Annotated in this window: 17 protein-coding genes and 1 tRNA gene; 7 read left to right on the top strand and 11 right to left on the bottom strand. The window is 58.6% G+C overall.

The genetic code is table 11. The annotated features are described in order from the left end of the window. Together prfA and hemA are read right to left on the bottom strand one after the other, a co-directional pair. A complete protein-coding gene (prfA, locus tag ACYVDM_RS25345; RefSeq protein ID WP_415793019.1) occupies positions 1–1,083 on the bottom strand; it encodes a peptide chain release factor 1 in 1,083 nt (360 codons plus the stop codon). A gap of 98 nt (positions 1,084–1,181) precedes the next feature. Beyond that, positions 1,182–2,456 (bottom strand): glutamyl-tRNA reductase, encoded by a 1,275-nt coding sequence (gene hemA / locus ACYVDM_RS25340; protein WP_415793020.1) that lies wholly within the window; start codon positions 2,454–2,456, stop codon positions 1,182–1,184. Between the two features lie 162 nt (positions 2,457–2,618). Between hemA and ACYVDM_RS25335 the strand changes: the two genes are divergently transcribed. Next, positions 2,619–2,694: transfer RNA gene (locus tag ACYVDM_RS25335), tRNA-Phe, on the top strand. 119 nt (positions 2,695–2,813) lie between these two features. Here the strand turns inward: ACYVDM_RS25335 and ACYVDM_RS25330 are convergent. Both ACYVDM_RS25330 and ACYVDM_RS25325 read right to left on the bottom strand, forming a co-directional pair. Further along, a complete protein-coding gene (locus ACYVDM_RS25330) occupies positions 2,814–3,344 on the bottom strand; it encodes an MgtC/SapB family protein (RefSeq protein WP_415793021.1) in 531 nt (176 codons plus the stop codon). Between the two features lie 86 nt (positions 3,345–3,430). Further along, a complete protein-coding gene (locus ACYVDM_RS25325) occupies positions 3,431–4,477 on the bottom strand; it encodes an asparaginase (RefSeq protein ID WP_415793022.1) in 1,047 nt (348 codons plus the stop codon). A gap of 437 nt (positions 4,478–4,914) precedes the next feature. On the opposite strand from ACYVDM_RS25325, the gene ACYVDM_RS25320 reads away from it, so the two are divergent. The 4 genes from ACYVDM_RS25320 to ACYVDM_RS25305 all read left to right on the top strand — a co-directional run bounded on the left by ACYVDM_RS25320 (position 4,915) and on the right by ACYVDM_RS25305 (position 10,369). Beyond that, positions 4,915–6,615, top strand: a complete 1,701-nt coding sequence (locus tag ACYVDM_RS25320) for an ABC transporter ATP-binding protein (protein ID WP_415793023.1) — start codon at positions 4,915–4,917, stop codon at positions 6,613–6,615. Positions 6,616–6,884: 269 nt separating this feature from the next. Beyond that, on the top strand, positions 6,885–7,691 hold the full coding sequence (locus ACYVDM_RS25315; protein WP_415793024.1) for a citryl-CoA lyase: 807 nt from the start codon (positions 6,885–6,887) through the stop codon (positions 7,689–7,691). Then, positions 7,691–9,313 carry a class I adenylate-forming enzyme family protein gene (locus tag ACYVDM_RS25310; protein ID WP_415793025.1) on the top strand — a complete coding sequence of 541 codons (1,623 nt, stop codon included), beginning with the start codon at positions 7,691–7,693 and terminating at the stop codon, positions 9,311–9,313. The genes ACYVDM_RS25315 and ACYVDM_RS25310 overlap by 1 nt, the downstream gene beginning before the upstream one ends. Before the next feature lie 72 nt (positions 9,314–9,385). Next, the gene (locus ACYVDM_RS25305) at positions 9,386–10,369 is read left to right on the top strand and encodes a Bug family tripartite tricarboxylate transporter substrate binding protein (protein ID WP_415793026.1); all 984 of its coding nucleotides are present in this window, start codon (positions 9,386–9,388) and stop codon (positions 10,367–10,369) included. A 30-nt stretch (positions 10,370–10,399) separates the two neighbouring features. Here the strand turns inward: ACYVDM_RS25305 and ACYVDM_RS25300 are convergent, their stop codons facing one another. Beyond that, positions 10,400–11,200: an IclR family transcriptional regulator gene (locus ACYVDM_RS25300; protein WP_415793027.1), complete on the bottom strand. Its 801-nt coding sequence runs from the start codon at positions 11,198–11,200 to the stop codon at positions 10,400–10,402. A gap of 301 nt (positions 11,201–11,501) precedes the next feature. Here ACYVDM_RS25300 and paeA point away from each other — a divergent pair, with 301 nt between their 5' ends. Then, positions 11,502–12,833, top strand: a complete 1,332-nt coding sequence (gene paeA, locus ACYVDM_RS25295; RefSeq protein WP_415793028.1) for a polyamine export protein PaeA — start codon at positions 11,502–11,504, stop codon at positions 12,831–12,833. A 157-nt stretch (positions 12,834–12,990) separates the two neighbouring features. After that, positions 12,991–14,466 (top strand): TPM domain-containing protein, encoded by a 1,476-nt coding sequence (locus ACYVDM_RS25290; protein WP_415793029.1) that lies wholly within the window; start codon positions 12,991–12,993, stop codon positions 14,464–14,466. 60 nt (positions 14,467–14,526) lie between these two features. Here ACYVDM_RS25290 and dld read toward each other — a convergent pair whose 3' ends face one another. The 6 genes from dld to ACYVDM_RS25260 form a co-directional block, all read right to left on the bottom strand. Continuing rightward, positions 14,527–16,272 (bottom strand): D-lactate dehydrogenase, encoded by a 1,746-nt coding sequence (dld, locus tag ACYVDM_RS25285; protein ID WP_415793030.1) that lies wholly within the window; start codon positions 16,270–16,272, stop codon positions 14,527–14,529. A gap of 295 nt (positions 16,273–16,567) precedes the next feature. Next, positions 16,568–16,993, bottom strand: coding sequence for a F0F1 ATP synthase subunit epsilon (locus ACYVDM_RS25280; RefSeq protein ID WP_415793031.1), 426 nt, complete (start codon positions 16,991–16,993; stop codon positions 16,568–16,570). A 9-nt stretch (positions 16,994–17,002) separates the two neighbouring features. Further along, positions 17,003–18,403, bottom strand: a complete 1,401-nt coding sequence (atpD, locus tag ACYVDM_RS25275; protein WP_415793032.1) for a F0F1 ATP synthase subunit beta — start codon at positions 18,401–18,403, stop codon at positions 17,003–17,005. A gap of 43 nt (positions 18,404–18,446) precedes the next feature. Next, a complete protein-coding gene (gene atpG, locus ACYVDM_RS25270; RefSeq protein ID WP_415793033.1) occupies positions 18,447–19,352 on the bottom strand; it encodes a F0F1 ATP synthase subunit gamma in 906 nt (301 codons plus the stop codon). Between the two features lie 100 nt (positions 19,353–19,452). Further along, positions 19,453–20,994: a F0F1 ATP synthase subunit alpha gene (gene atpA, locus ACYVDM_RS25265; protein ID WP_415793034.1), complete on the bottom strand. Its 1,542-nt coding sequence runs from the start codon at positions 20,992–20,994 to the stop codon at positions 19,453–19,455. A 39-nt stretch (positions 20,995–21,033) separates the two neighbouring features. Further along, positions 21,034–21,573, bottom strand: coding sequence for a F0F1 ATP synthase subunit delta (locus ACYVDM_RS25260; protein ID WP_415793035.1), 540 nt, complete (start codon positions 21,571–21,573; stop codon positions 21,034–21,036). Position 21,574: the final 1 nt, after the last annotated feature.

Genomic DNA, 21,574 nt, shown 5'->3' with positions numbered 1-21,574 from the left:
TTAAACCCCGTCTCCCAGCGCCGCCAACAACTCGGCCTGGTGTTCCGCAACCAAGGCCCCGGTTAGCTCTTCCATATCGCCTTCCATGATCTGCTGCAGCTTGTACAAGGTCAGGTTAATACGATGATCTGTCACCCGGCCTTGCGGAAAATTATAGGTACGAATGCGTTCCGAACGATCGCCCGAGCCCACCAGGCTTTTGCGTTCGGCGGCCTCTTTGCTTTGGCGCTCGCGGACTTCGCGGTCTTTCAGACGGGCGGCCAATACCTGCATGGCCTTGTCCTTGTTGCGGTGCTGTGAACGGTCGTCCTGGCACTCCACCACCAGCCCCGTCGGCAAGTGCGTAATACGCACCGCGGAATCTGTCTTGTTGATGTGCTGGCCACCCGCGCCACTGGCACGGAACGTATCAATACGCAGATCCGACGCGTTGATCACGATGTCGCTCATTTCGTCCGCCTCGGGCATCACCGCCACCGTACATGCCGACGTATGAATACGACCCTGCGCTTCGGTCGCCGGGACGCGTTGCACGCGATGCGCGCCCGACTCGAATTTCAGGCGCCCATAGGCCCCGTCACCATCGATACGGGCAATGACTTCCTTGTAGCCGCCCAGCTCCGAAGCGCTCTCGGACATCAGCTCAACACGCCAGCCGCGCTGCTCCGCATAGCGCGAATACATGCGCAACAAATCGCCAGAAAACAGCGCGCTTTCGTCTCCGCCAGTCCCTGCGCGGATTTCCAGGAACAGGCTGCGACCATCGTTGGGATCACGCGGCAGCAGCAAAAGCTGTAATTCCGTCTCCAGCGTTTCCAGACGCTCTTTCGCGAGTTTGAACTCGTCTTCGGCCATCGCCTTGAGATCGGGATCACTCAGCATTTCCTGCGCGGTGGCAAGATCCTCTTCGGTACGCACAAACTGCCCGAATGCCTGCGCAACCGGTTCCAGTTCGGCGCGCTCGCGCGACAGCTTGCGAAAGCGCTCCATGTCGGCAGCCGTTTCGGGCTGAGCGAGCAATGCATCCACCTCGACGAGGCGGTGAGACAGTTGCTCCAGCCGACTGCGCATGGAAGATTTCATATGAAGGAAGGTCCAAAGAGACAATTGCGGATTAGCGAAATGCGGGCGCCCGAAAAAAAGCGAACGCCCGCCGACAGGCGGGCATTGCAATAGCAGCGCTAACGACGCGTATCGCGACCCGGAAACAAACGCGGCATCCAGGCAAGCAGCTGCTTGCGCTCGTCGCCCTCGGTGCGGTTCAACGCGGCGAGGGGGCCGTGTAAGTACTTTTGAGTGAGGCCGTGCGCCAATTGTTCCAGCACGGCTTCGGGTGACTCGCCGCGCGCCAGCATGCGGCGGGCGCGCTCGAGCTCTGCGGCGCGCACGTCTTCGGCGGCCTGATGCATATCGCGGATCACCGGCACGACTTCGCGGGATTGCATCCAGTGCATAAAGCCCTGGACACGCGTTTCGATGATGGCCTCGGCCTGCACCACAGCCGCGCGGCGTGCATCGGTGCCGCTTTGCACCAGTCTGCCCAGGTCATCAACGGAATATAAATAGACATCATCCAGCCGGCCGACCTCGGGCTCGATATCGCGCGGCACCGCCAAATCGATCATCACCATCGGACGGTGGCGACGTTGACGCGTCGCCCGCTCGACGAGCCCCAGACCCACGATGGGCAGGGAACTGGCCGTACAGGACACAATGACGTCGAAATCCGCCAGGCGCTCGGGCAGATCCGCGAGCTTCATGGTGCTCGCGGCAAATCGTCCGGCCAGCGTTTCCGCGCGCTCGGCCGTACGATTGGCGACCATCATGCTGCGCGGACGCCGCGCCGCAAAGTGCGTCGCACAGAGCTCAATCATTTCGCCCGCACCAATAAACAACGTGTGGGCCTGATCCAGATTGCCAAACACGCGTTCGGCCAAGCGCACGGCAGCGGCCGCCATCGATACCGAATTCGCGCCGATGGCCGTCTGTGAACGGACCTCTTTGGCGACAGAGAACGTGCGCTGGAACAACTGATGCAGCAGCGTGCCCAACGAGCCAGCCTCGCCCGCGGCGCGTACCGCGTCTTTCATTTGCCCCAGGATCTGCGGCTCGCCCAACACCATGGAGTCGAGTCCGCTCGCGACGCGAAACGCGTGGCGTACCGCATCGTCCTGGTGGTGCCGATACAGGTGCGGGCTCAACGCCCCGGCCTCCAGGCGATTGTGATCCGCCAACCAGACCGGCAGTTGCTCCGCCACATGCGCATCGGCGGCACAATAGACCTCGGTGCGATTACAGGTCGACAAAATCGCCGCCTCGCGCACAGAGCCGCCAAAGGCGGACCGCAGGCCCTCTAATGCGGGTCGAACCAAATCGACGGGCATAGACACCCGTTCGCGCACCGAAACGGGCGCAGACGTGTGATTCAGACCGAACGCAAGAACAGCTACGGACATGGGAGAGGCAAGGCACCGGCAGACATAGCACGGCGCATTTGTAACATTAGATCAATGAAATTATACAGCTAAGGGTTATCCCTTGATAGTGCCATGTTTTGAGGGATTACCGGAGATTTCCTGCAAGGTTCCAAAAATTTGTGTATAGTTGCGGACTTCGTTGGCCTGGTAGCTCAGTCGGTAGAGCAGCGGATTGAAAATCCGCGTGTCGGTGGTTCGATTCCGCCCCAGGCCACCACGAATTCGATGCCCAGCTCTTGTAGCTGGGCATTTTCTTTTGTGCCGCTACCCCGCAAACAACGGAATGGACGGGCTCTACCTCACAAACGGGGATAACGCGTGTCTCGATCAACTGAATTAAGGGGCAGAAGACGACCGATGATCCTCAGAGCGAGGCGAAGGGGTGCCGTCCTTGGGTATGTTTTTCTCAAACCGATTGACGACCGCCAAGACAAATAAGGCAATCAGAGTACTGGCAACGGCGGTCGCTTCCCGGCCATAGCCCGCGGCAACACCAATTGCTGCGACAATCCAGATGCTGGCTGCCGTTGTCAAACCTTTGACGACGCGATCATTTTCCTGCTTGAGGATGGCGCCTGCGCCGAGAAAGCCCACCCCTGCAATCACGCCCTGCATGACCCGGCTCATATCGGAAATCTGCATCCCACTAGCGGCAGGAACCAGAACGAAAATGGCCGCGCCCAGTGACACCAGCATATGGGTTCGCAAACCGGCGTCCTTTCCTTTCATCTCGCGCTCGTAACCGATCGCTGCACCCAAAATTACGGCCAGGCCAAGCCGAAGCACTATCACCGTCGCTTCTTTAATATCTGCGATATCGGAGAATTCGCTCACCACCGTTAGCCAAATATCGTTCAACGTCGACATGATGGTTCCTTAACGCAGGAGGTTGTTTGCCATAGTGTAGGTTCCTGCGCTATCGAAATCTATTGCGATGCCGCTAGCCGATCCCTTTACAAATCGAACGCTGCTTGGATATCTTCCTTGCCTGCCTTGCCTTGCTGCAGCAGCAACATCAATAGAATGCGCGATTTCTGCGGGGTCAGGTCGCCCGCCATGACGGCGCCTGCATCGGCCAGCGTCTTGCCGCCGCCCTCGAAACCATAATTCGCCATGACCCGCCCGTTATGTACCCGGGTCGAGATAACGACCGGTACTCCTTTGGACAGCGCGTACTTGATGCCTTCGAACATGGGCATGTTGACGTTGCCCATGCCCAGGGCCTGCACCACGATACCCTTGCTGCCTTGGTCGACCGCGCTGCGCAGCATGCGGTCATCGGCCCCCCCGTACATGGCGACGATGTCCACCCGAGGCATTTCCGAGGCGACAATCGGAATGTGCTGGTGGCGTAGCGGCGCACGGTCGATGACGACCTTGTCCGCGTAGACTTCGCCGATCAAGCCATAGCTGCCCGACTGAAAGGTTTCCACATTGGCCGTATGCGTCTTCGTGACATAACGTGCGGCGTTGATCTGGTTATTCATGGCCAACATGACGCCCTTGCCCTTGGCTTGTTCATCGACCGCAATGCGCACCGCGTTGAGCAAGTTACGTGGGCCGTCGAAGTCCGATGACGACGCATTGCGCTGGGCTCCGATCAAGATCACGGGCTTGTCCGACTTGATGGTCGTATCCAGCCAAAACGCGGTTTCCTCGAGCGTGTCCGTGCCGTGCGACACCACCACACCCGCCACCTCAGGCCGTTTCAGCGTCTCTTCGACCGCCTTGGTCAAGGCTGTCCAACGCACCGGGTCCATGTAGTCGGACGGGACATTGGAAAGATTATTGACTTCGACTTTGGCGTACTTGGCAACGTCGGGCACGGTAGCCATCAAGTCATCGCCGGAAATCGCGGGCACCGGCGCCTTCTTGACCGGATCGATCTTCATCGCGATCGTGCCGCCCGTGGCGATCAATGGGACCGTGGGCTTGTCCTGCGCATACGCCTGTGCCGTCATGGCCATCACTCCTGCGATCAAAAATGGTAGTTTCTTCATCACTGTCTCCCGGATTGTTTCTGTTGGGACGACTACATATACCCGGCGCCCGGGTAGTTGGGATCAGGATATGACCTGATTGACAGTGCGTGCCCAAGGGTGCTGCAAAACCCGCATGACATATATAAACGCCGAAACCACTGAATCCAAATGCGCTACCCGCGTGTAATAACGGATGATGCGCAAGCGCGCAGTCACAGCCTCTACCCTTCGAACAATACAGCTCAGGATTCGTTTTTTTAAAGTACAAAGCATGCAGAGGACAAACTGGCTGGGTAACGCTCACGTCCTTCAATGCTATCTTCGATACTTTGCCGCCCCCTTGCCTGCCGTTCTAATCTCGGACTGGGCCTGGAGGACAAGCCCAAGTAAGGCGACGTGTTTTTCACCTCTGCACAATGAAGCCGGATTCCTCCTCCCCATCTCCCTCCATCAGCATGAGCCGTGCAGCGCTCGAGCTATTTCTCGCGCTCTGGCGCTATGCCGAAGGCAAGCGGCGACACCTGATTGGCGCAATCACCCTACTTTCCGGCGCTCAGCTCATCAAGCTGACTTTGCCCTGGCTGGCCGGTCACGCCATCAATGCCTTGCAGCAAAACGATATGCCAACGGCCGGCCTGTGGATCATGTTCTTGGTCGGCTGCTACGCGATGCATTGGGTGTTTCACGGTCCCGGACGCGTGCTGGAAGGCCAAGTGGGCGTGCGCGCGCGCGAACAACTGGCCGACGATCTCTATGCCCGCATCGCTGCCGCACCGCTGACTTGGCGCGACGGCCGCCATTCCGGCGACTTGCAACACCGCGTGCTGCAGTCCAGCCGCGCCTTGGCAACCTTCGCACGGAACATGTATGGCTACTTGCACAGTGCACTGAACTTCATTGGCCCGCTGGTAGCGTTGTTTTTGCTATCCCGAGCCAGCGGCAGCATTGCCGTAGGCGGCTACCTGGTCATCGCGCTCATCACCTTGCGTTTCGACCTCGTACTGATGCGACTGGCCCGCTCCGAAAACGACGAGGAACGCCGTTATGTCGCGGCGCTGCTCGACTTTGTCAGCAATGCCGGCACGGTGATTGGCCTGCGGCTGCAAGCTGCCTCGCGCAAAATTCTTGGCCGTCGCCTGGCAACAATGATGATACCGCTGCGCCGAGCCCTCTGGATCAACGAAGTCAAGTGGTGCGTGGTGGACCTGATGGGCATGGGCCTGACCTGGATACTCGTGGTCCACTACGTGCTGCAACACCGCGAGCCCGGACAGGCGGTGCTGCTAGGCACCATCTTCATGATTTATCAATATGCCCAGCAGGTCGCCTCGGTAGTCAGCGCCATCGCGTCGAACTTCCAGAGCTTCTCGCGTATCCACACCGACTTCAGTAGCGCCGGGCCTATCTGGCAGGCCCCGGGCGACCCACAGGCCACCGTACCCTCCGTGGTACCCGACGCGCCGTGGCAAACCTTGGCGCTGCGCAGCCTCACCTGGAGCTATTCCTCTGAGGGGCGCGGCGGCTTGCATGACGTCGACCTGGTCTTGCGCCGGGGGGCACGCATCGCGCTGATCGGGCCCAGCGGTGGTGGCAAGAGCACACTGCTGCGCACGCTGGCCGGCCTCTATCTACCACAGCAAGGTGAGCTACTGCGCGACGGCAAGTCAGTGGACTGGGCGGAACTGCGCACACTGGCCACGCTGATCCCGCAAGAAGCCGAAGTATTTGAAGCCAGCGTAGAAGAGAACCTGACCTTTGGCGAACCCGCCAGTGCCGCGGCACTGCAATCCGCCGTACATACCGGCGTGTTCGACGAAGTGCTGCAAGGCATGCCTGACGGCCTGGCCAGCCCGGTCAACGAACGCGGCAGCAATCTGTCGGGCGGACAACGGCAACGCCTGGCCCTGTCGCGCGGCGCGTTAGCTGCGCAGGGGAGCTCCTTGTTGCTACTGGATGAGCCCACCAGCGCGCTGGACCCACAGGCAGAAGGCCGGGTGTTCGATCGCATGTATGCCGCATTTCCGCAGGCTTGCATCGTGGCCTCGGTGCACCGGCCCAGCTTGCTTAGCCGCTTTGACACGATCGTCGTGATGGAAGCGGGGCGCGTGGTGGATGCGGGGCCGCGTGACGAAATATTGGCCCGGCATACGCCTTGAAGCCTTAACGAAGACCATCGCGATTCAACCGCCCAGCTCTTGTAGCTGAGCATTTTCTTTGTGCCCGCTACCAACAAGATCTTTGGTACGCGGTCGACAAAAAATCGTGAAGTGTGAAAAAGACTGCTGCTTGACAGAATGAGGAAAGCAAGGTGATACTTGTTGCGCATACCGAATATTATTTCGGTATGCGCAAATTTAAGACAGATAGCTATCAGTTCCTTGACATGCCTGTGGTGATTGAACACGTTCTTCAATAGGAGAAGCAGGTGGCGGACAACACGTTGACGTTCGGAACAAGCTCTATCGCCAAGGTCGAACCCGACCGTATTACGATTCGCGGCCGCGACCTGTGCGACGAGTTAATCGGGAAAATCTCCTTCACACATTATTTTCTGTTCCTCTTGACGGGACAGGAGCCGACCCGGGAACTGGTCGCCATAACGGACGCCTGTCTGGTGGCAATTGCCGAACACGGCTTTGTGCCTTCCATACAAGCAGCGCGCATGACCTACGCCGCCGCCCCCGATGCCTTGCAGGGCGCAGTATCGGCAGGATTGCTGGGCTGCGGTACGGTAATTCTGGGCGCCTCCGAAACCGCTGGCATTTTGTTGGCGGATATTCTCAAGCGGCAAGAGACCGATGCTACCGATATCGATACTGCGGCCATCGCTGTCTTGCGTGACCTGCGGGAGGCCAGGCTTCCGGTTCCAGGTTTCGGCCACCCCGTACACAAAGCCGAGGATCCGCGCGCTACCCGTCTGTTGAAGGTAGCCAACGAATTGGGTGTCGCGGGCAAGCATGTAGAGGCGCTGCAGGCTGTGGAGCGGCATATCGAAACAGCCTATGGCCGTTTCCTGCCTCTGAACGTGTCCGCAGCAATTCCCGCCGTATTGCTGGATGCCGATTTCCCCCTGGAATCCTTGCGCGGCGTGCCCCTGGTGGCACGCACCGGTTCGCTGGTCGCACATCTTCTCGAAGAGCAGCGCAATCCGTTGGGCTTCAAGATAGCAACGCGTGCCGAGCAAGGAATTGCCTATGATGGGCAGCTTGCTGGAAAGCGACGGGGCACCTGATGGCGAACACAGGCAAAATAGATGCCGCCTTGTTGGAGCCGGATGAGGTCGTACACCGTTATCCGGAGCACGACTATACGGTGACAGGCTTGCTGGCCAGCCGCGCTCAGGTATTACCGGACAAGGTCTGCCTAATATTCGAAAACCGCGCGTGGACCTATAGCGAGTTGGCGCGCGATGTCGAGCGCACTGCATCATGGCTGCGGAAAAAAGGCATGCGGGGCGGAGACCGCGTGGGCGTGTTCTCGACCAATCATCCATCCACCGTAATACTCTTCCTGGCCCTGGCTCGCATAAAAGGCATCATGGTGCCGATCAATCCGGAGTTTGGCATCCCCGAGGCGGCTTATGCGCTGAACAATGCCAAGGTGCAAGGCGTGGTTTGCTCGCCGCAAGCCTACGACCGGACGATTCAGGCTTGCGCCACCCTGGAACCAGCGCCCTGGATCGTTCTGAACGAAGCAGGGCTCGAGGGTGTGAACGTACTGGACGACGAAATCGCGGACGCGCCACACAATTCGCCGCCGTCAACCGGAACGCCCGATTCGACCTGTGTGCTCATCTACTCATCCGGCACCACAGGTTCGCCTAAAGGGGCCATGCATGCCCAGCGCGGCTATGTCATTACCGCTGAAAGCTTCGTGGTGCGCCTGTATCTTCAACCCGAGGATCGTATCTGCTGCATACTGCCCTTGTTCCATATCAACGCGCTCTTCTATTCACTGGGTGGCACGCTGGCCGCAGGGGCCACACTTGTCCTAGCGCGTCGATTTTCGGCCAGCGGCTTCTGGAAGACAATTTCAGAAACGCGATGCACCACCGTCAATCTGATCGGCGCGGCCGCTACCATCTTGACCAAGCGCGACCGTACCGAATATGTAGCGGGGCATGCCATGACCAAGGCCTTTGTCGCACCGCTGGACAAGACGCTGGTAGAGGTTTTTCGCGATGATTTCAATGTACCCACGCTGATCGAATGCTATGGCATGACGGAAATTCCCGGTGTGCTGTCCAACGCCTTCAAGGGACCGCGCAAATTGGGCAGCATGGGCCAGGTGTCGCCGCATTTAGCCCCGGGGCTGCCGCAGCCGCAATTGCGCATCGTGGATGAATCGTTCGTCGACTTGCCAGACGGGCAACAAGGACAACTACTGGTCAGTACGCCGACCGTCATGCAAGGCTATTACGACGACCCGCAGCGCACCCAGGCGGCGTTTCACGAGGGCTGGTTCATTACTGGGGACATTGCCTGGCGCGATGCCGACGGGTTCTATTGGTTTGTGGCGCGCCAGAAAGACATCATCCGCTGCCGCGGCGAAAACATATCGGGGTCCGAGTTGGACCGCGTCATTGCGAGCCACCCGGATGTCCTGGAAGCCGCAACCATAGGTGTGCCGTCAGAACTGGGTGAGGAAGATATTCTGGCGGTCGTAGTAGTCCGTCGAGACGCTCAATTAGATGCGAAGGACATCGCGCGCTGGGTGGGCAGCCAGTTAGCCGCTATCAAAATTCCGAAGTACGTCGTGTTCTCGGATGGCCTACCCAAGACTGCCACACATCGGGTGGAGAAATACAAAATTAAAGCCAATCGCGAATTGCTGGCACGCGCTACGGCCACATAAATAGTCAGTTTGCCGTCCAACAAAAGAGGCGCGGCAGGGTGAAACCCGCCGTGCCAACCACGGAGACTCATCATGACTCGACTACGTAGCTTGAACAAAGCATTGATTGTGGGCACGTTCACCGCTGCACTATGCGGCGCGGCGATGGCCACCACCACTTACCCCGACAAACCCATCCGCGTGGTGGTGCCCTACGCGCCTGGCGGCGCAACAGACATCCTCGCCCGCATGATAGGCAAGCAGTTGTCTGAAAATCTGGGCCAACCGGTGGTCATAGAAAACAAGACAGGTGGCAACACGAGTATTGCCGCGACCCAGGTGGCTCACGCGGACGCGGACGGCTATACGCTGCTCTTTACGAACGACACCACGTTCGTCTTGAACCCCGCGCTGTTCAAGTCGTTGAGCTACGACATCGACAAGGAATTCAGGCCCGTCGGTACGGTATGCGACTTGACACTAGGCCTGGTAGTATCGTCCGCCACACCAGCCAATTCCATAAAGGAACTGGCCGCCTATATCAAGGCTGACACTGACAAGCCAGCTTACGGCTCATTCGGCGTAGGCAGTCAGGCGCACCTGATGGGCGAAATGTATAACCAGGTGACCGATTCCAAAGTGACGCACGCGCCGTATCGAGGTTCATCGCCCGCCGTGATCGACGTGATCGGCGGCCAAGTCTTGTTCACCTTTCCGGCCATGGCCACGATACAGGGCCACCTCAAGGCTGGCAAGGTCAAAGTGTTGGCTCTGTCGGGAGAAGAGCGTTCGCCTCTGCTACCCGATGTGCCCACGTTCACCGAAGCCGGCTACCCCGAGCTGAATATCGGTGCTTGGTATGGTTTTCTGGCTCCCGCAGGGACCCCTGACGCGGTGGTCGACAAGCTCAATAGGTCTCTGTCCGAAGTGCTGGACAAACCAGATTTCAGGAAAGACCTGATCGCGCAGGGCACAATTCCCTTGAAGCTGACGCCCGACCAGTTCAAGCAAAGAATGTCAGTCGAGATTGAACGCACCAAGAAGATCGCCGAAATGGCCAATATTTCTATAGACTAAGATGCCTTCTGCCATCTCGCCTTCACGCCGTCAGGCTTGTACTGACAGCGTCAGGGCGGGGTAGCGTGCAAGCTGGTGGCTGATCTGATCGGAGGCCCGCAGCAGCGCCGGCAGCCGGGTGCGTATCAGGGTTTCCCTGTCAGTACGCGTGGAATCGGCAGAGCAATTTATAGCCGCCACCACGCGCCCATGATGGTCTCGCACAGGTACGGCAATAGCGATCGAACCGAACGCTATTGCATCCTGAGCAATGCCATAGCCGCTTTTCAAGACCTCGTCGAAACGCGCTTGCAGTGCTTCGGCCGTTATCGGCGTGCTTGGCGTGAAGGCGGGAAATGGTGCTTGCGATAGATAAGCGGCGCGCTGATGTTCGCTCTGGTGAGCCAGCAGCACATAGCCCGTGGATGCGGCGTGCGCCGGCATACGTGCACCTACATACTGCCGCAGCCGCGCCGGGCGGTTGCTCGGAATGTGTACGATGTAGACCACATCGTTGCCATCCAGCGTCGTCAGCGACGAAGCATCGTGGAAGGTGTCGACGAGTTCTTGCAAATAAATTTGCGCGACCTCATTCAGATTCATTGACTCGACGAAGGCAGAACCCAGCTGCAATACTTTGGCCGTCAGGACGAAACGGCGGCCATGCTGACGTACATAACCCAGCTCGGCCAGGGTAAGCAGCGAGCGCCGAACGGTGGCCGGGCTGAGCCCGGTGCGCCCAGCGATTTCGCTGAGCGTCATTTCGGGCATTGCGCTGGAAAACGCCTGAATGACATCCAGTCCGCGAGCAAGCGCGGTCACAAACTCGGGATGGCTACCTTTTCCAGTCATCTTGTAATTATACGTCGCCCGTAGCCGCAGCACGGGTGCTGGCGCTGAGCCAAAACATCATCATTACAAGCTAGGCGTTACGTAGCATATGCCTGGAGGCAAGACGAGTCTGCATAACGTTAAGTGTCCTCCTTTAGGCGTAGTGAACGACGCTTCTTGCGTATATGAGTGGTATGCCGGCAGCGTCTGCAGTATATGGCATCGTTGCCACGAAAGAGGCTTCCCAGTTCCCAAGCAAAGCCACAGAGTAGAATCAATAAATGCTCCACTCTGCTGGTTCAAACCACCGGCGTCCTCATTGATGACACTTGGCCAAAATTTATTGTTGCTACTGGCGCTGCTGATCGCGGCGGCGTTCTTCTCTATTGCCGAGATTTCCATCGCCGCGTCGCGCCGCCTGCGCCTGCGGCAGCTCGCCGAGGACGGCGATGCGCGGGCAGAGGAAGTCTTGCGCGTACAGCAGCAGCCCGGCCATTACTTCACCGCCATCCAGATTGGCGTCAACGCGCTGGCCATCCTGGGCGGGATCGTGGGCGAAGGCATCTTCAGCCCCACCTTTACGCGTTTCCTGGGCAAGTGGCTGTCCCCTGATTTGTCCGCGTCGCTGGGCTTTGTCGGTTCGTTCGTGCTGGTGACCTCGCTGTTCATCATCCTGACGGATCTCATTCCCAAACAGGCAGGCATGGCTGAGCCCGAAAAGTTCGCCTTGCGCGTGATCGGACCCATGCGCGTGCTGGTGCGAATTTTTTCGCCGCTGGTCTGGGTGTATTCGCGCAGCGCCGATCAACTCATGCGTCTGCTGCGGCTGCCGACACGGCGCGACGAGCGCATTACCTCGGACGATATTCTTGCCCTGGCCGAGGCCGGCACACGCTCGGGTGTGCTGGCGCGCGGCGAGCAGCGCATCATCGAGAACATCTTCGAACTGAATACACGCACGGTGTCCAGTGCGATGACGCAGCGCGACCGCATCGCCTGGTTCCTGCAGGATGATCCCGAAGACATCATCCGCGCGCGTATCGCCGAAGAACCCTTTTCCACCTATCCCGTCTGCCAGGGCGATATCGATCATGTCGTGGGCTATGTCAACACCCGCGACCTATACCAGCGGCTGCTCAATGGCCAATCGATCGCGTTGACCGACACCAAGCTCATTCACAAAGCCCTGGTGGTACCCGACCGCCTCACCCTGGCCGAAGTGCTGGAACAGTTCCGGCAGGTAGGCGAAGACTTCGCCATGATCGTCAACGAATACAGCCTGATGGTCGGACTCGTCACGCTCAACGACGTCATGAGCACGGTGATGGGCGAGTTGGTATCACCGGGCGATGAAGACTTCATCATTCAACGCGATGATAACTCTTGGCTGATCGACGGCGCCACGCCCATCCAGGACGTGGGCCGCGTGCTGGGAATCGAAGAACACCTGGACGGCGAAGAATACGAAACGCTCGCGGGTTTTCTGATGGATGCGCTACGCCGGGTGCCACGCCGCACCGACATCGTCACCCTGGGAGGCTACCAGTTCGAGGTGATGGACGTGGACACCTACCGAGTGGATCAGGTACTGGTCACCCGCAGCGCGGCGCCAACGCCCACGGCTGCTGCCGCGGCGAGTCAGCTACCAGATTAATCAGGAAAATTTGTCAGTTATAACTTGCAAATCAGCCATTTTTTGCATAAATCGTCAGTTTTAACTTACACAATTTCTCATCAGTCGTCGCGATATGATCACCCTGTCATGACAGACCGCGCCCCGCCGCCTCATGCCTAGAAACCTCCTTCTTCTGGTGTCCGCGCTCATCGGCATGGTGCTGAGTATCAACGCCTGGGCGCAATATACGGTCGAATCGGTTCCGAACCCAAAGGATGGGGGAGAGGCCCATTACGTCAGCAACCCGAACGGCATCTTACGCAGCGATACCGTGGCGCAGCTGGATGCGATCAGCGCAGCGATTGAGCAGAACAACGGTAGTGAGTTCGCCATCGTCGTGGTCGATACCTACCAAGGTGATAGCGATTTCACGTTTGCGCTGGATCTCTTTAATCATTGGGGTATCGGTAAACAGGGCGCCAACAATGGCCTGCTGCTGTTTCTGGCGATGGACCGGCACGAATACCGATTTATTACCGGCTATGGCGTAGAGGGGATATTTCCCGACGCCTTGTTGAAACGTATCGGCGAGACCTATCTCGTCCCCTATATGCGGGTCGGCAACACGGATATGGCCGTATTAGCGACGGCCAAAGTCGTCGAGAGCGTATTCCTGTCCCCTGAGCACAAACTGGAACTATCGGGGCTACAGGCCTACGAGCCAACCTTCTGGAACCGGCATGCCGAGACGATCGAGCAAATCGGCTTTGTGGTGATCCTGTTTGCCATCGCATTCATATGGATCACCCTCGCGCGTAAACGCGTGCTGAAGAGATTTAACATCAAAGGAAGCCAATACCGGGGACGCCCCTTCTGGTATGCCTACTTCGGCTTTTTATTTCTGCTCTTTGTTAGCCTATTCATCTTTCTTATTTTTGACATCCTCGAGCAGGCCTACCAGTTCAGAAACCTGCCGTATTTTGTCGCGGCGCTTGGCTCTCTGATACTGTTCTTTCACTATTACGAAAGCGCCGCGCTCCTTGATCGCAGTACCCAAGACAAAAAGACGGCACTGGATATGCGAGTATCACTCGTCATCCTATGCTTCTTGCCCTTGCTCCTGTCGCCGTTATCGTACTTCGCGTACATCGGATTTGTGAAAAAAATCCGACTCGCCCGCTTGCGAGGGATCCCGCCCGATACCACCGGTCACTGGTCACGCCTGAATCGGGATGCGCTCAAATTGAAAGAATTAAAGGCCCGTCTGACCACGCTACAGCGTCAGGAGGAAAAGCTCGGGTCCAAGTCCTATGAGATATGGCGCAACACAGAAACAGGCGCCATACACCTAAGTAGCTTCGTGGGCAGAAGAGCCAAGGCATTCAGTGTCTGCCCGGAATGTCGTGGACAAACCCTGAGAAAACCGGAAATCAAAGTCGTGAAGCGCCCCACGTACTTGGCAACTGGAAAGGGGGAACGCATTCAAAGCTGCGCGTTCTGCGACTATAAAACATCGCTTGGCATGATTACGCTCGCCATGTTGAGAAGGAGCCACTCCAGTGGAGGAGGCTCGAGTGGGGGAAGCAGCAGCAGCGGGGGCGGAAGCAGCTCCTCTAGTGGGAGTTTTGGCGGCGGCTCCAGTGGCGGCGGTGGCGCCGGCGGACGCTGGTAGCTCACCCATCGATCGCCTCTCCGGGCACAATCACAATCGCGCATTGCCGCACTGTGCGGATTATTCGCCCTGCTCCCGATACCCGGCAAACTTGGACATAAAGCCAATCCCCGGGTTAAAGCAGTTGCACGGATCCAGCTTCTTATAAAAATCCTGTAGCTGCGGCTTGGCCTGATACAAATGACCGACGTTGTGCTCGGCTGGGTATTCGGCGCCCCGAGTGTCCAGCAGTTCCAGCATTTCATGCTCGATTGCCATGCAATCGTGGCCTTTGCGGATGATGTAGTCCTGATGAAAAACGTGGCACAGAAAATGGCCGTAGTACAGCTTCATCTCGATGGCATCATCGAACTTGGCTGGCAGTTGCTCGAACCAATCGCGATCATCGCGTCGCAACGCAATGTCGAGTGCCACGATGTCCTCGACGGTGGCGCCGTGTACCGCACGATAGCGAACCGCCGCGCTGGCCGCGGCAAAGCGGTGCAGGAATGCTTTCTTGCCTTCTTCTTCGGTGCACTCGAAGTAGCCGCCACGGCCTTGTGCAAAATACTCGGCCAAATACGCGCGGGCTTGCGCTACGCCCTCGGCCGGGATTTTCAACATCAAGTGATGCTCGTACTCATTGCGATACGACATCAGACGCGCCGGCAGGTGATTGGGCAACAGTCGGCTTGCGACCTGCATCAAGCGATCGCTCACGTTCGCCGGTAAAAATCCCGCACGCTCAAAAAATGCGTCGCAGCGATTTTTCAGATTGAAAAATGCGGGCAGACGATCCGTGCCGAAATGTTCGATGATCCAGAACAGATCCTTGCCATAGCGCGCAGCGACATCAAAGGCATCGCGATGCAGGTATTCCCCGGCGATAGGCAGATGCTCGAAACTGCCGAGCGCGTGACGACGAATGTCCGTCAGCACGCTCGTATCGTTGGTACCGATATAGAACACCTTGGCGCCGGATGCGGCGGGAAAGGTGTCGAGCCTGACGGCAAAGACCATGACCTTGCCGGCAGAGCCGGATGCCTCGCGCAACCGCAAGGGATCCGCATTGTATCGAGCGGGCGTGGATGCATCGATATCACGCACGTGTCGGGCATAGCCATGATCCGAGGCGGCCCCAGCATCACGGACAATATCCTGATCCGCGAAATCTCGGCGCTCAAGCTTGGCCAGTATGGCCTCGGGATCGTCGCCTAACTCGATACCGAGATGATTCACCAAGTGCAGCTTTCCCGCCGCATCGACCGCGCCATAAAGCGCCATTTCGGTATATGCCGGTCCGCGATTGACGAGAGAGCCGCCCGAGTTATTGCAAACACCCCCAATCACCGACGCCCCGATACACGACGACCCGATGACCGAGTGCGGCTCGCGCCCGAGCGGCTTGAGCAGACGTTCGAGCTGATCCAGTGTCGAACCCGGCAAGCAAACGACTTGTCGACCGTCGTCGATCACGTGCACCGCTTTGATCCGGTTGGTGCTGATGATGACGATGTCGCGGTCATAGTCGTCGCCATGAGGGGTAGATCCGCCAGTCAGGCCGGTGTTGGATGCCTGTGCGATCACCGCCACGCCGGCCGCGACACATTCGGCCAGGGCCTTCCATTGCTCGACCAACGAGCCAGGACGCACGACGGCCAGCGCCCTGCCCCTGCCAAAACGAAAGCCTGTGCAATAACGACGCATCGCACGCTCGTCGGTGATCAAATGCGATGGCCCTGCGATTTTGCTGAGCGAAGCCAACAAACGCCGGCGCACCTCGGGAGTTTGCTGCAACGCGGTCGGCGGCAATATGGCGTCAGGCATCGGCTGTCTCGCTCTCTGCGTCTTGTTGGTTGAGTAGGTTATGGTACTGCGCGATGTACAAGCATCCACGTGCAACGCCCACCCGTGTCTATCCAAAGGTTAATGATAGACATGACATCCGTAGACCGCTATCCAAAGGGGTGAGGGATTTTGATGTGAAATGTTGTCTCTGAATCAGACGAATCTCAAGGGCCGTTACTTGCTCGGCGGGAATGCTTTTACAAAAGGCACAAAGCACAAAGGCAGCCGTAGCTGCCTTTGTGCTTGAGCGTGCACCTCGATACTGAAGGCGTGCTTAATGCGTACCGCGGGTCTGGCGTAGTCGACGCGCCGCCACCGCCTGGGCTGCCAACATGGCGAGCTCGGCTTCGACGACGGCGATATCGGCCTTGTCCTTGGCGTTGCGCAGGGCCTCTTCGGCCTTTTCGCGCGCAGCCAGGGCGCGGGCTTCGTCCAGGTCGGCAGCGCGGATGGCCGTATCGGCCAACACCGTCACCATGCCCGGCTGCACTTCCAAAATGCCCCCAGCGACGAAGATGTTTTCCTCGGCACCATCGGGACGGACGATTTTGACCGTACCAGGGCGTATGCGCGAAATCAGCGGGGTGTGGCCGGGCAGAATGCCCAGTTCACCCGCTTCGCCAGGCAAGGCCACGAACTTCGCCTCACCGGCGAAGATCGCTTCTTCTGCACTGACGACATCCACTTGCAGGGTAGCCATATCAGATCCTTATTGCAGTTTCTTGGCCTTCTCGAAGGCTTCGTCGATGGTGCCGACCATGTAGAAAGCCTGCTCGGGCAGCGCATCGCAGCCACCTTCGACGATCATCTTGAAACCACGGATGGTTTCGGCCAGCGGCACGTACTTGCCAGGCGAACCGGTAAACACTTCGGCCACGTGGAAAGGCTGTGACAAGAAGCGCTGAATCTTACGCGCGCGCGCCACGGCCTGCTTGTCATCGGGCGACAGTTCGTCCATACCCAGAATCGCGATAATGTCGCGCAATTCTTTGTAGCGCTGCAGCGTTTGTTGCACGCCACGGGCCACGCTGTAGTGCTCTTCACCCACGACTTGCGGATCGAGCTGACGGCTGGACGAATCCAGCGGGTCCACGGCGGGGTAGATCCCCAGTGCAGCGATGTCGCGCGACAACACCACGGTGGAGTCCAAATGCTGGAAGGTCGTGGCAGGCGACGGATCGGTCAAGTCATCCGCAGGCACGTACACGGCCTGGATCGAGGTGATCGAACCGGTCTTGGTCGAGGTGATGCGCTCTTGCAGCACGCCCATTTCTTCGGCCAGCGTCGGTTGGTAACCCACGGCCGACGGCATACGACCCAGCAGTGCCGACACTTCGGTACCGGCCAGGGTGTAACGGTAGATGTTGTCGACGAAGAACAGAATGTCGCGGCCTTCGTCGCGAAATTTCTCGGCCATGGTCAGACCGGTCAGTGCCACGCGCAGACGGTTGCCCGGGGGCTCGTTCATCTGACCGAACACCATGGCGACCTTGTCCAGAACGTTCGACTCTTCCATTTCGTGGTAGAAGTCGTTGCCTTCGCGGGTACGCTCGCCCACACCGGCAAACACCGACAAACCGCTGTGCTGCTTGGCGATGTTGTTGATGAGTTCCATCATGTTGACGGTCTTGCCCACACCGGCGCCGCCGAACAGACCGACCTTACCGCCCTTGGCGAACGGGCAGACCAAGTCAATCACCTTGATGCCGGTTTCGAGCAGTTCGACCGAAGGCGACAGCTCGTCGAAACGAGGAGCCGCCTGGTGAATCGCGCGTTTTTCTTCGGATTGGATGGGACCGGCTTCGTCGATGGGACGACCCAGCACGTCCATGATGCGACCCAGTGTGCCGTGACCCACAGGCACCGAGATGGGCCCGCCGGTACCTACGACTTTCATCCCGCGGCGCAGGCCATCGCTGGAGCCCATGGCGATGGTACGCACCACGCCGTCGCCCAACTGTTGCTGCACTTCCAGCGTCAAACCCTTTTCGGCGAACTTCGACGTATCGTCGTCCAGAGTAAGCGCTTCGTAAATCTTGGGCATCTTATCGCGGGGGAACTGAATATCCACCACGGCGCCGATGCACTGAACGATGGTTCCGTTGCTCATGTCGATTCCTTGCTTGATAGCTTTTTGACGGGATACAAGCTGCTTAAACGGCAGCCGCGCCCCCTACGATTTCCGAAATTTCCTTGGTGATCGCCGCCTGACGGGTCTTGTTGTAGACCAGTTGCAATTCGCCAATAACCTTTTTCGCGTTGTCCGAAGCGGACTTCATGGCCACCATCCGGGCCGACTGCTCCGAAGCCATGTTTTCAGCTACGGCCTGGTACAACAGACCTTCGACGTAACGCTGCAGCAGATCGTCAATCACGCCCTTGGCATCGGGTTCGTAGATGTAGTCCCAGCTGTAGTTCGATTTGACCTCGGAAAGAGCTCCCAAGGTTTCAGCGCCCGACTGGAAGGGATCATCCAGGCCACTGGCCAACGGCAACAAACGCAGGAACACCGGCTCTTGCCTCATGGTGTTCACGAAACGGGTGGATGCCACGTATAGAGCATCGATCTGACCATTCAGATAGGCATCCAACTGCACCTTGATCGCGCCCAACAGACGGTCGAGATCGGGCTTGTCACCCAACTGCACTTCGTTGGAGACCAGCTTGGCGCCGATACGCGTCAACAAACCCAGACCCTTGTTGCCAAAGGCAGTGGTTTGCACGGAGATACCGTTCTGCTCGAATTCTTTGAGCTTGGCCAGCGTGACACGGCTGATGTTGGTGTTCAAACCACCGCACAGCCCTTTGTCGGTCGTCACCAGCACCACACCGACCGCTTTGACTTCGCGTTCGACCAGGTACGGGTGGCTATATTCGGGATTGGCCTGCATCAAGTGCGCAGCAATTTCACGCACCTTGGTAGCGTACGGACGGCCCGCGCGCATCCGTTCCTGCGCCTTGCGCATTTTGGATGCAGCGACCATTTCCATGGCCTTGGTGATCTTGCGCGTGTTTTGCACGCTCTTGATCTTGGTTCGGATTTCCTTGATTCCGGGCATTGCGCTTTCCTGTTGTAACGGCTTGGCGGGATGCGGCCGGGGCTCGTCCCCGCCCTACCGTAGGGCGGGGATGAACCCCGCCACTACGCCAGACATTGCCTTAAAAAGCACCGTGCTTCTTGAAATCCTGGATGGCGGCGGCCAATTCGGCTTCGTCGTCCTTGGACAGTTCTTTGGTGTCTTCGATGCGCTGGATCAGGCTGGCATGCTTGGACTTGAGTTGATCCTTGAGCGATTTTTCGAAGGCCAGAACCTGAGCCACGTCCACCTCGTCCAGGTAGCCATTGTTGACCGTGTACAGCGTGACGGCCAATTCCCACACTTGCAGCGGCTGGTATTGCGGCTGCTTGAGCAGTTCGACCACGCGCTTGCCGCGTTCGAGCTGGCGACGGGTTGCGTCGTCGAGGTCGGAAGCGAACTGCGCGAAGGCGGCCAATTCACGGTACTGAGCCAAGTCGGTACGAATACCGCCGGAGAGCTTCTTGATGACCTTGGTCTGAGCAGCACCACCCACACGCGACACCGAGATACCTGCGTTGATAGCGGGACGCACACCAGCGTTGAACAGGTCGGTTTCCAGGAAGATCTGGCCGTCGGTAATCGAGATCACGTTGGTCGGCACGAAAGCCGATACGTCGCCTGCCTGGGTTTCGATGATCGGCAGCGCGGTGAGCGAGCCGGTCTTGCCCTTGACGGCGCCGTTGGTGAATTTTTCGACGTAGTCTTCGTTCACACGCGCGGCGCGTTCGAGCAGGCGCGAGTGCAGGTAGAACACATCACCCGGGTAGGCTTCACGGCCGGGAGGGCGACGCAGCAACAGCGAGACTTGGCGATAGGCCCAGGCTTGCTTGGTCAGATCGTCATAAACGATCAGCGCGTCTTCGCCACGATCGCGGAAGTATTCGCCCATGGTGCAACCGGCGTACGCGGCCAGGTACTGCATAGCGGCCGAGTCAGAAGCCGTCGCCACCACAACGATCGTGTATTCCATGGCGCCGTGCTCTTCGAGCTTGCGCACCACGTTGTTGATGGTCGATGCCTTTTGGCCAATGGCGACGTATACGCAGGTAACGCCCTTGCCCTTTTGGCTGATGATGGTGTCGACCGCAACCGCGGTCTTGCCGGTTTGACGGTCACCGATGATCAGTTCGCGCTGGCCGCGACCGATAGGCACCATGGAATCGATAGCCTTGATACCGGTTTGCAGCGGTTGCGACACCGAGCGGCGGGCGATCACGCCGGGCGCCACTTTTTCGATGATGTCGGTTTCTTTGGCGTCGATCGGGCCCTTGCCGTCGATGGGTACACCCAAGGTGTTGACCACACGGCCTTTCAGTTCGGGACCGACGGGGACTTCGAGAATGCGGCCGGTCGTCTTGACCTGGTCACCTTCGGACACACCGGTGTAGTCGCCCAGAATCACGGCGCCGACAGAGTCGCGCTCGAGGTTGAGCGCCACGCCGAAGACGTTGTTGGGAAACTCGAGCATTTCGCCCTGCATCACGTCGGACAGACCGTGAACACGGGTAATACCGTCGGTCACGGACACCACGGTGCCCTGGGTACGAATGTCAGCCGAAGCGCCCAGGCCCTCGATGCGGCTCTTGAGCAGTTCGCTGATCTCGGAGGGATTGAGTTGCATATTGACTCCTGGAATCCTGTTTATCTGGCCGTGCGCGCGTCAGGCGGCCAGCGTATCCCGCAAGCGGGCCAATTGGGCTTGTACGGAAGTATCGAGCACTTGGTCACCGACCGCCACGCGCACGCCGCCGATAAGCGACTTGTCGACGATGACGGTGGGACTTAGCTTGAGACCAAACTTGATTTCGAGCGCATCGACCAGTTCTTTGATCTGGGCATCGCTGAGTTCGAACGCACTGGTAATTTCCGCCTGTGCCGTGCCTTCGTGGCGATTTTTCAGCGTCACGAATTGCTTGGCAATGATGGGCAGCAACAGCAGTCGGTCGTTAGCCACCAGCAGTTCGACAAAATTGCGAACCGCCTGAGGCAACGGCGTTTTGATCAAGCCAGTAAACAACTCGACACGCTGTGCATCGCCCAATCGAGGATCGGACATTGCTTCGCGCACGTCGGTGTTGTCGGCCACCTGGGCCAGCTCGCCGATCAGGTCGGCCCAGACCGGCAAGCCGGCCTTGTCATCGCGTGCGGCGCTAAAAAGCGCTTCCGCGTAGGGCCTGGCGACAGTGGAAAGTTCAGCCATG

The organism is Bordetella tumulicola (assembly GCF_054779135.1).
Note: the sequence above shows the minus strand (reverse complement) of the source record. Positions and strands in the feature narration are given on the sequence as shown.

Bases quoted from the DNA above. Each gene is read 5' to 3' on its own strand.
- prfA (WP_415793019.1), bottom strand. From the start codon at position 1,083: ATGAAATCTTCCATGCGCAGTCGGCTGGAGCAACTGTCTCACCGCCTC.
- hemA (WP_415793020.1), bottom strand. From the start codon at position 2,456: ATGTCCGTAGCTGTTCTTGCGTTCGGTCTGAATCACACGTCTGCGCCC.
- ACYVDM_RS25330 (WP_415793021.1), bottom strand. From the start codon at position 3,344: ATGTCGACGTTGAACGATATTTGGCTAACGGTGGTGAGCGAATTCTCC.
- ACYVDM_RS25325 (WP_415793022.1), bottom strand. From the start codon at position 4,477: ATGAAGAAACTACCATTTTTGATCGCAGGAGTGATGGCCATGACGGCA.
- ACYVDM_RS25320 (WP_415793023.1), top strand. From the start codon at position 4,915: ATGAGCCGTGCAGCGCTCGAGCTATTTCTCGCGCTCTGGCGCTATGCC.
- ACYVDM_RS25310 (WP_415793025.1), top strand. From the start codon at position 7,691: ATGGCGAACACAGGCAAAATAGATGCCGCCTTGTTGGAGCCGGATGAG.
- ACYVDM_RS25305 (WP_415793026.1), top strand. From the start codon at position 9,386: ATGACTCGACTACGTAGCTTGAACAAAGCATTGATTGTGGGCACGTTC.
- ACYVDM_RS25300 (WP_415793027.1), bottom strand. From the start codon at position 11,200: ATGACTGGAAAAGGTAGCCATCCCGAGTTTGTGACCGCGCTTGCTCGC.
- paeA (WP_415793028.1), top strand. From the start codon at position 11,502: ATGACACTTGGCCAAAATTTATTGTTGCTACTGGCGCTGCTGATCGCG.
- dld (WP_415793030.1), bottom strand. From the start codon at position 16,272: ATGCCTGACGCCATATTGCCGCCGACCGCGTTGCAGCAAACTCCCGAG.
- ACYVDM_RS25280 (WP_415793031.1), bottom strand. From the start codon at position 16,993: ATGGCTACCCTGCAAGTGGATGTCGTCAGTGCAGAAGAAGCGATCTTC.
- atpD (WP_415793032.1), bottom strand. From the start codon at position 18,403: ATGAGCAACGGAACCATCGTTCAGTGCATCGGCGCCGTGGTGGATATT.
- atpG (WP_415793033.1), bottom strand. From the start codon at position 19,352: ATGCCCGGAATCAAGGAAATCCGAACCAAGATCAAGAGCGTGCAAAAC.
- atpA (WP_415793034.1), bottom strand. From the start codon at position 20,994: ATGCAACTCAATCCCTCCGAGATCAGCGAACTGCTCAAGAGCCGCATC.
- ACYVDM_RS25260 (WP_415793035.1), bottom strand. From the start codon at position 21,573: ATGGCTGAACTTTCCACTGTCGCCAGGCCCTACGCGGAAGCGCTTTTT.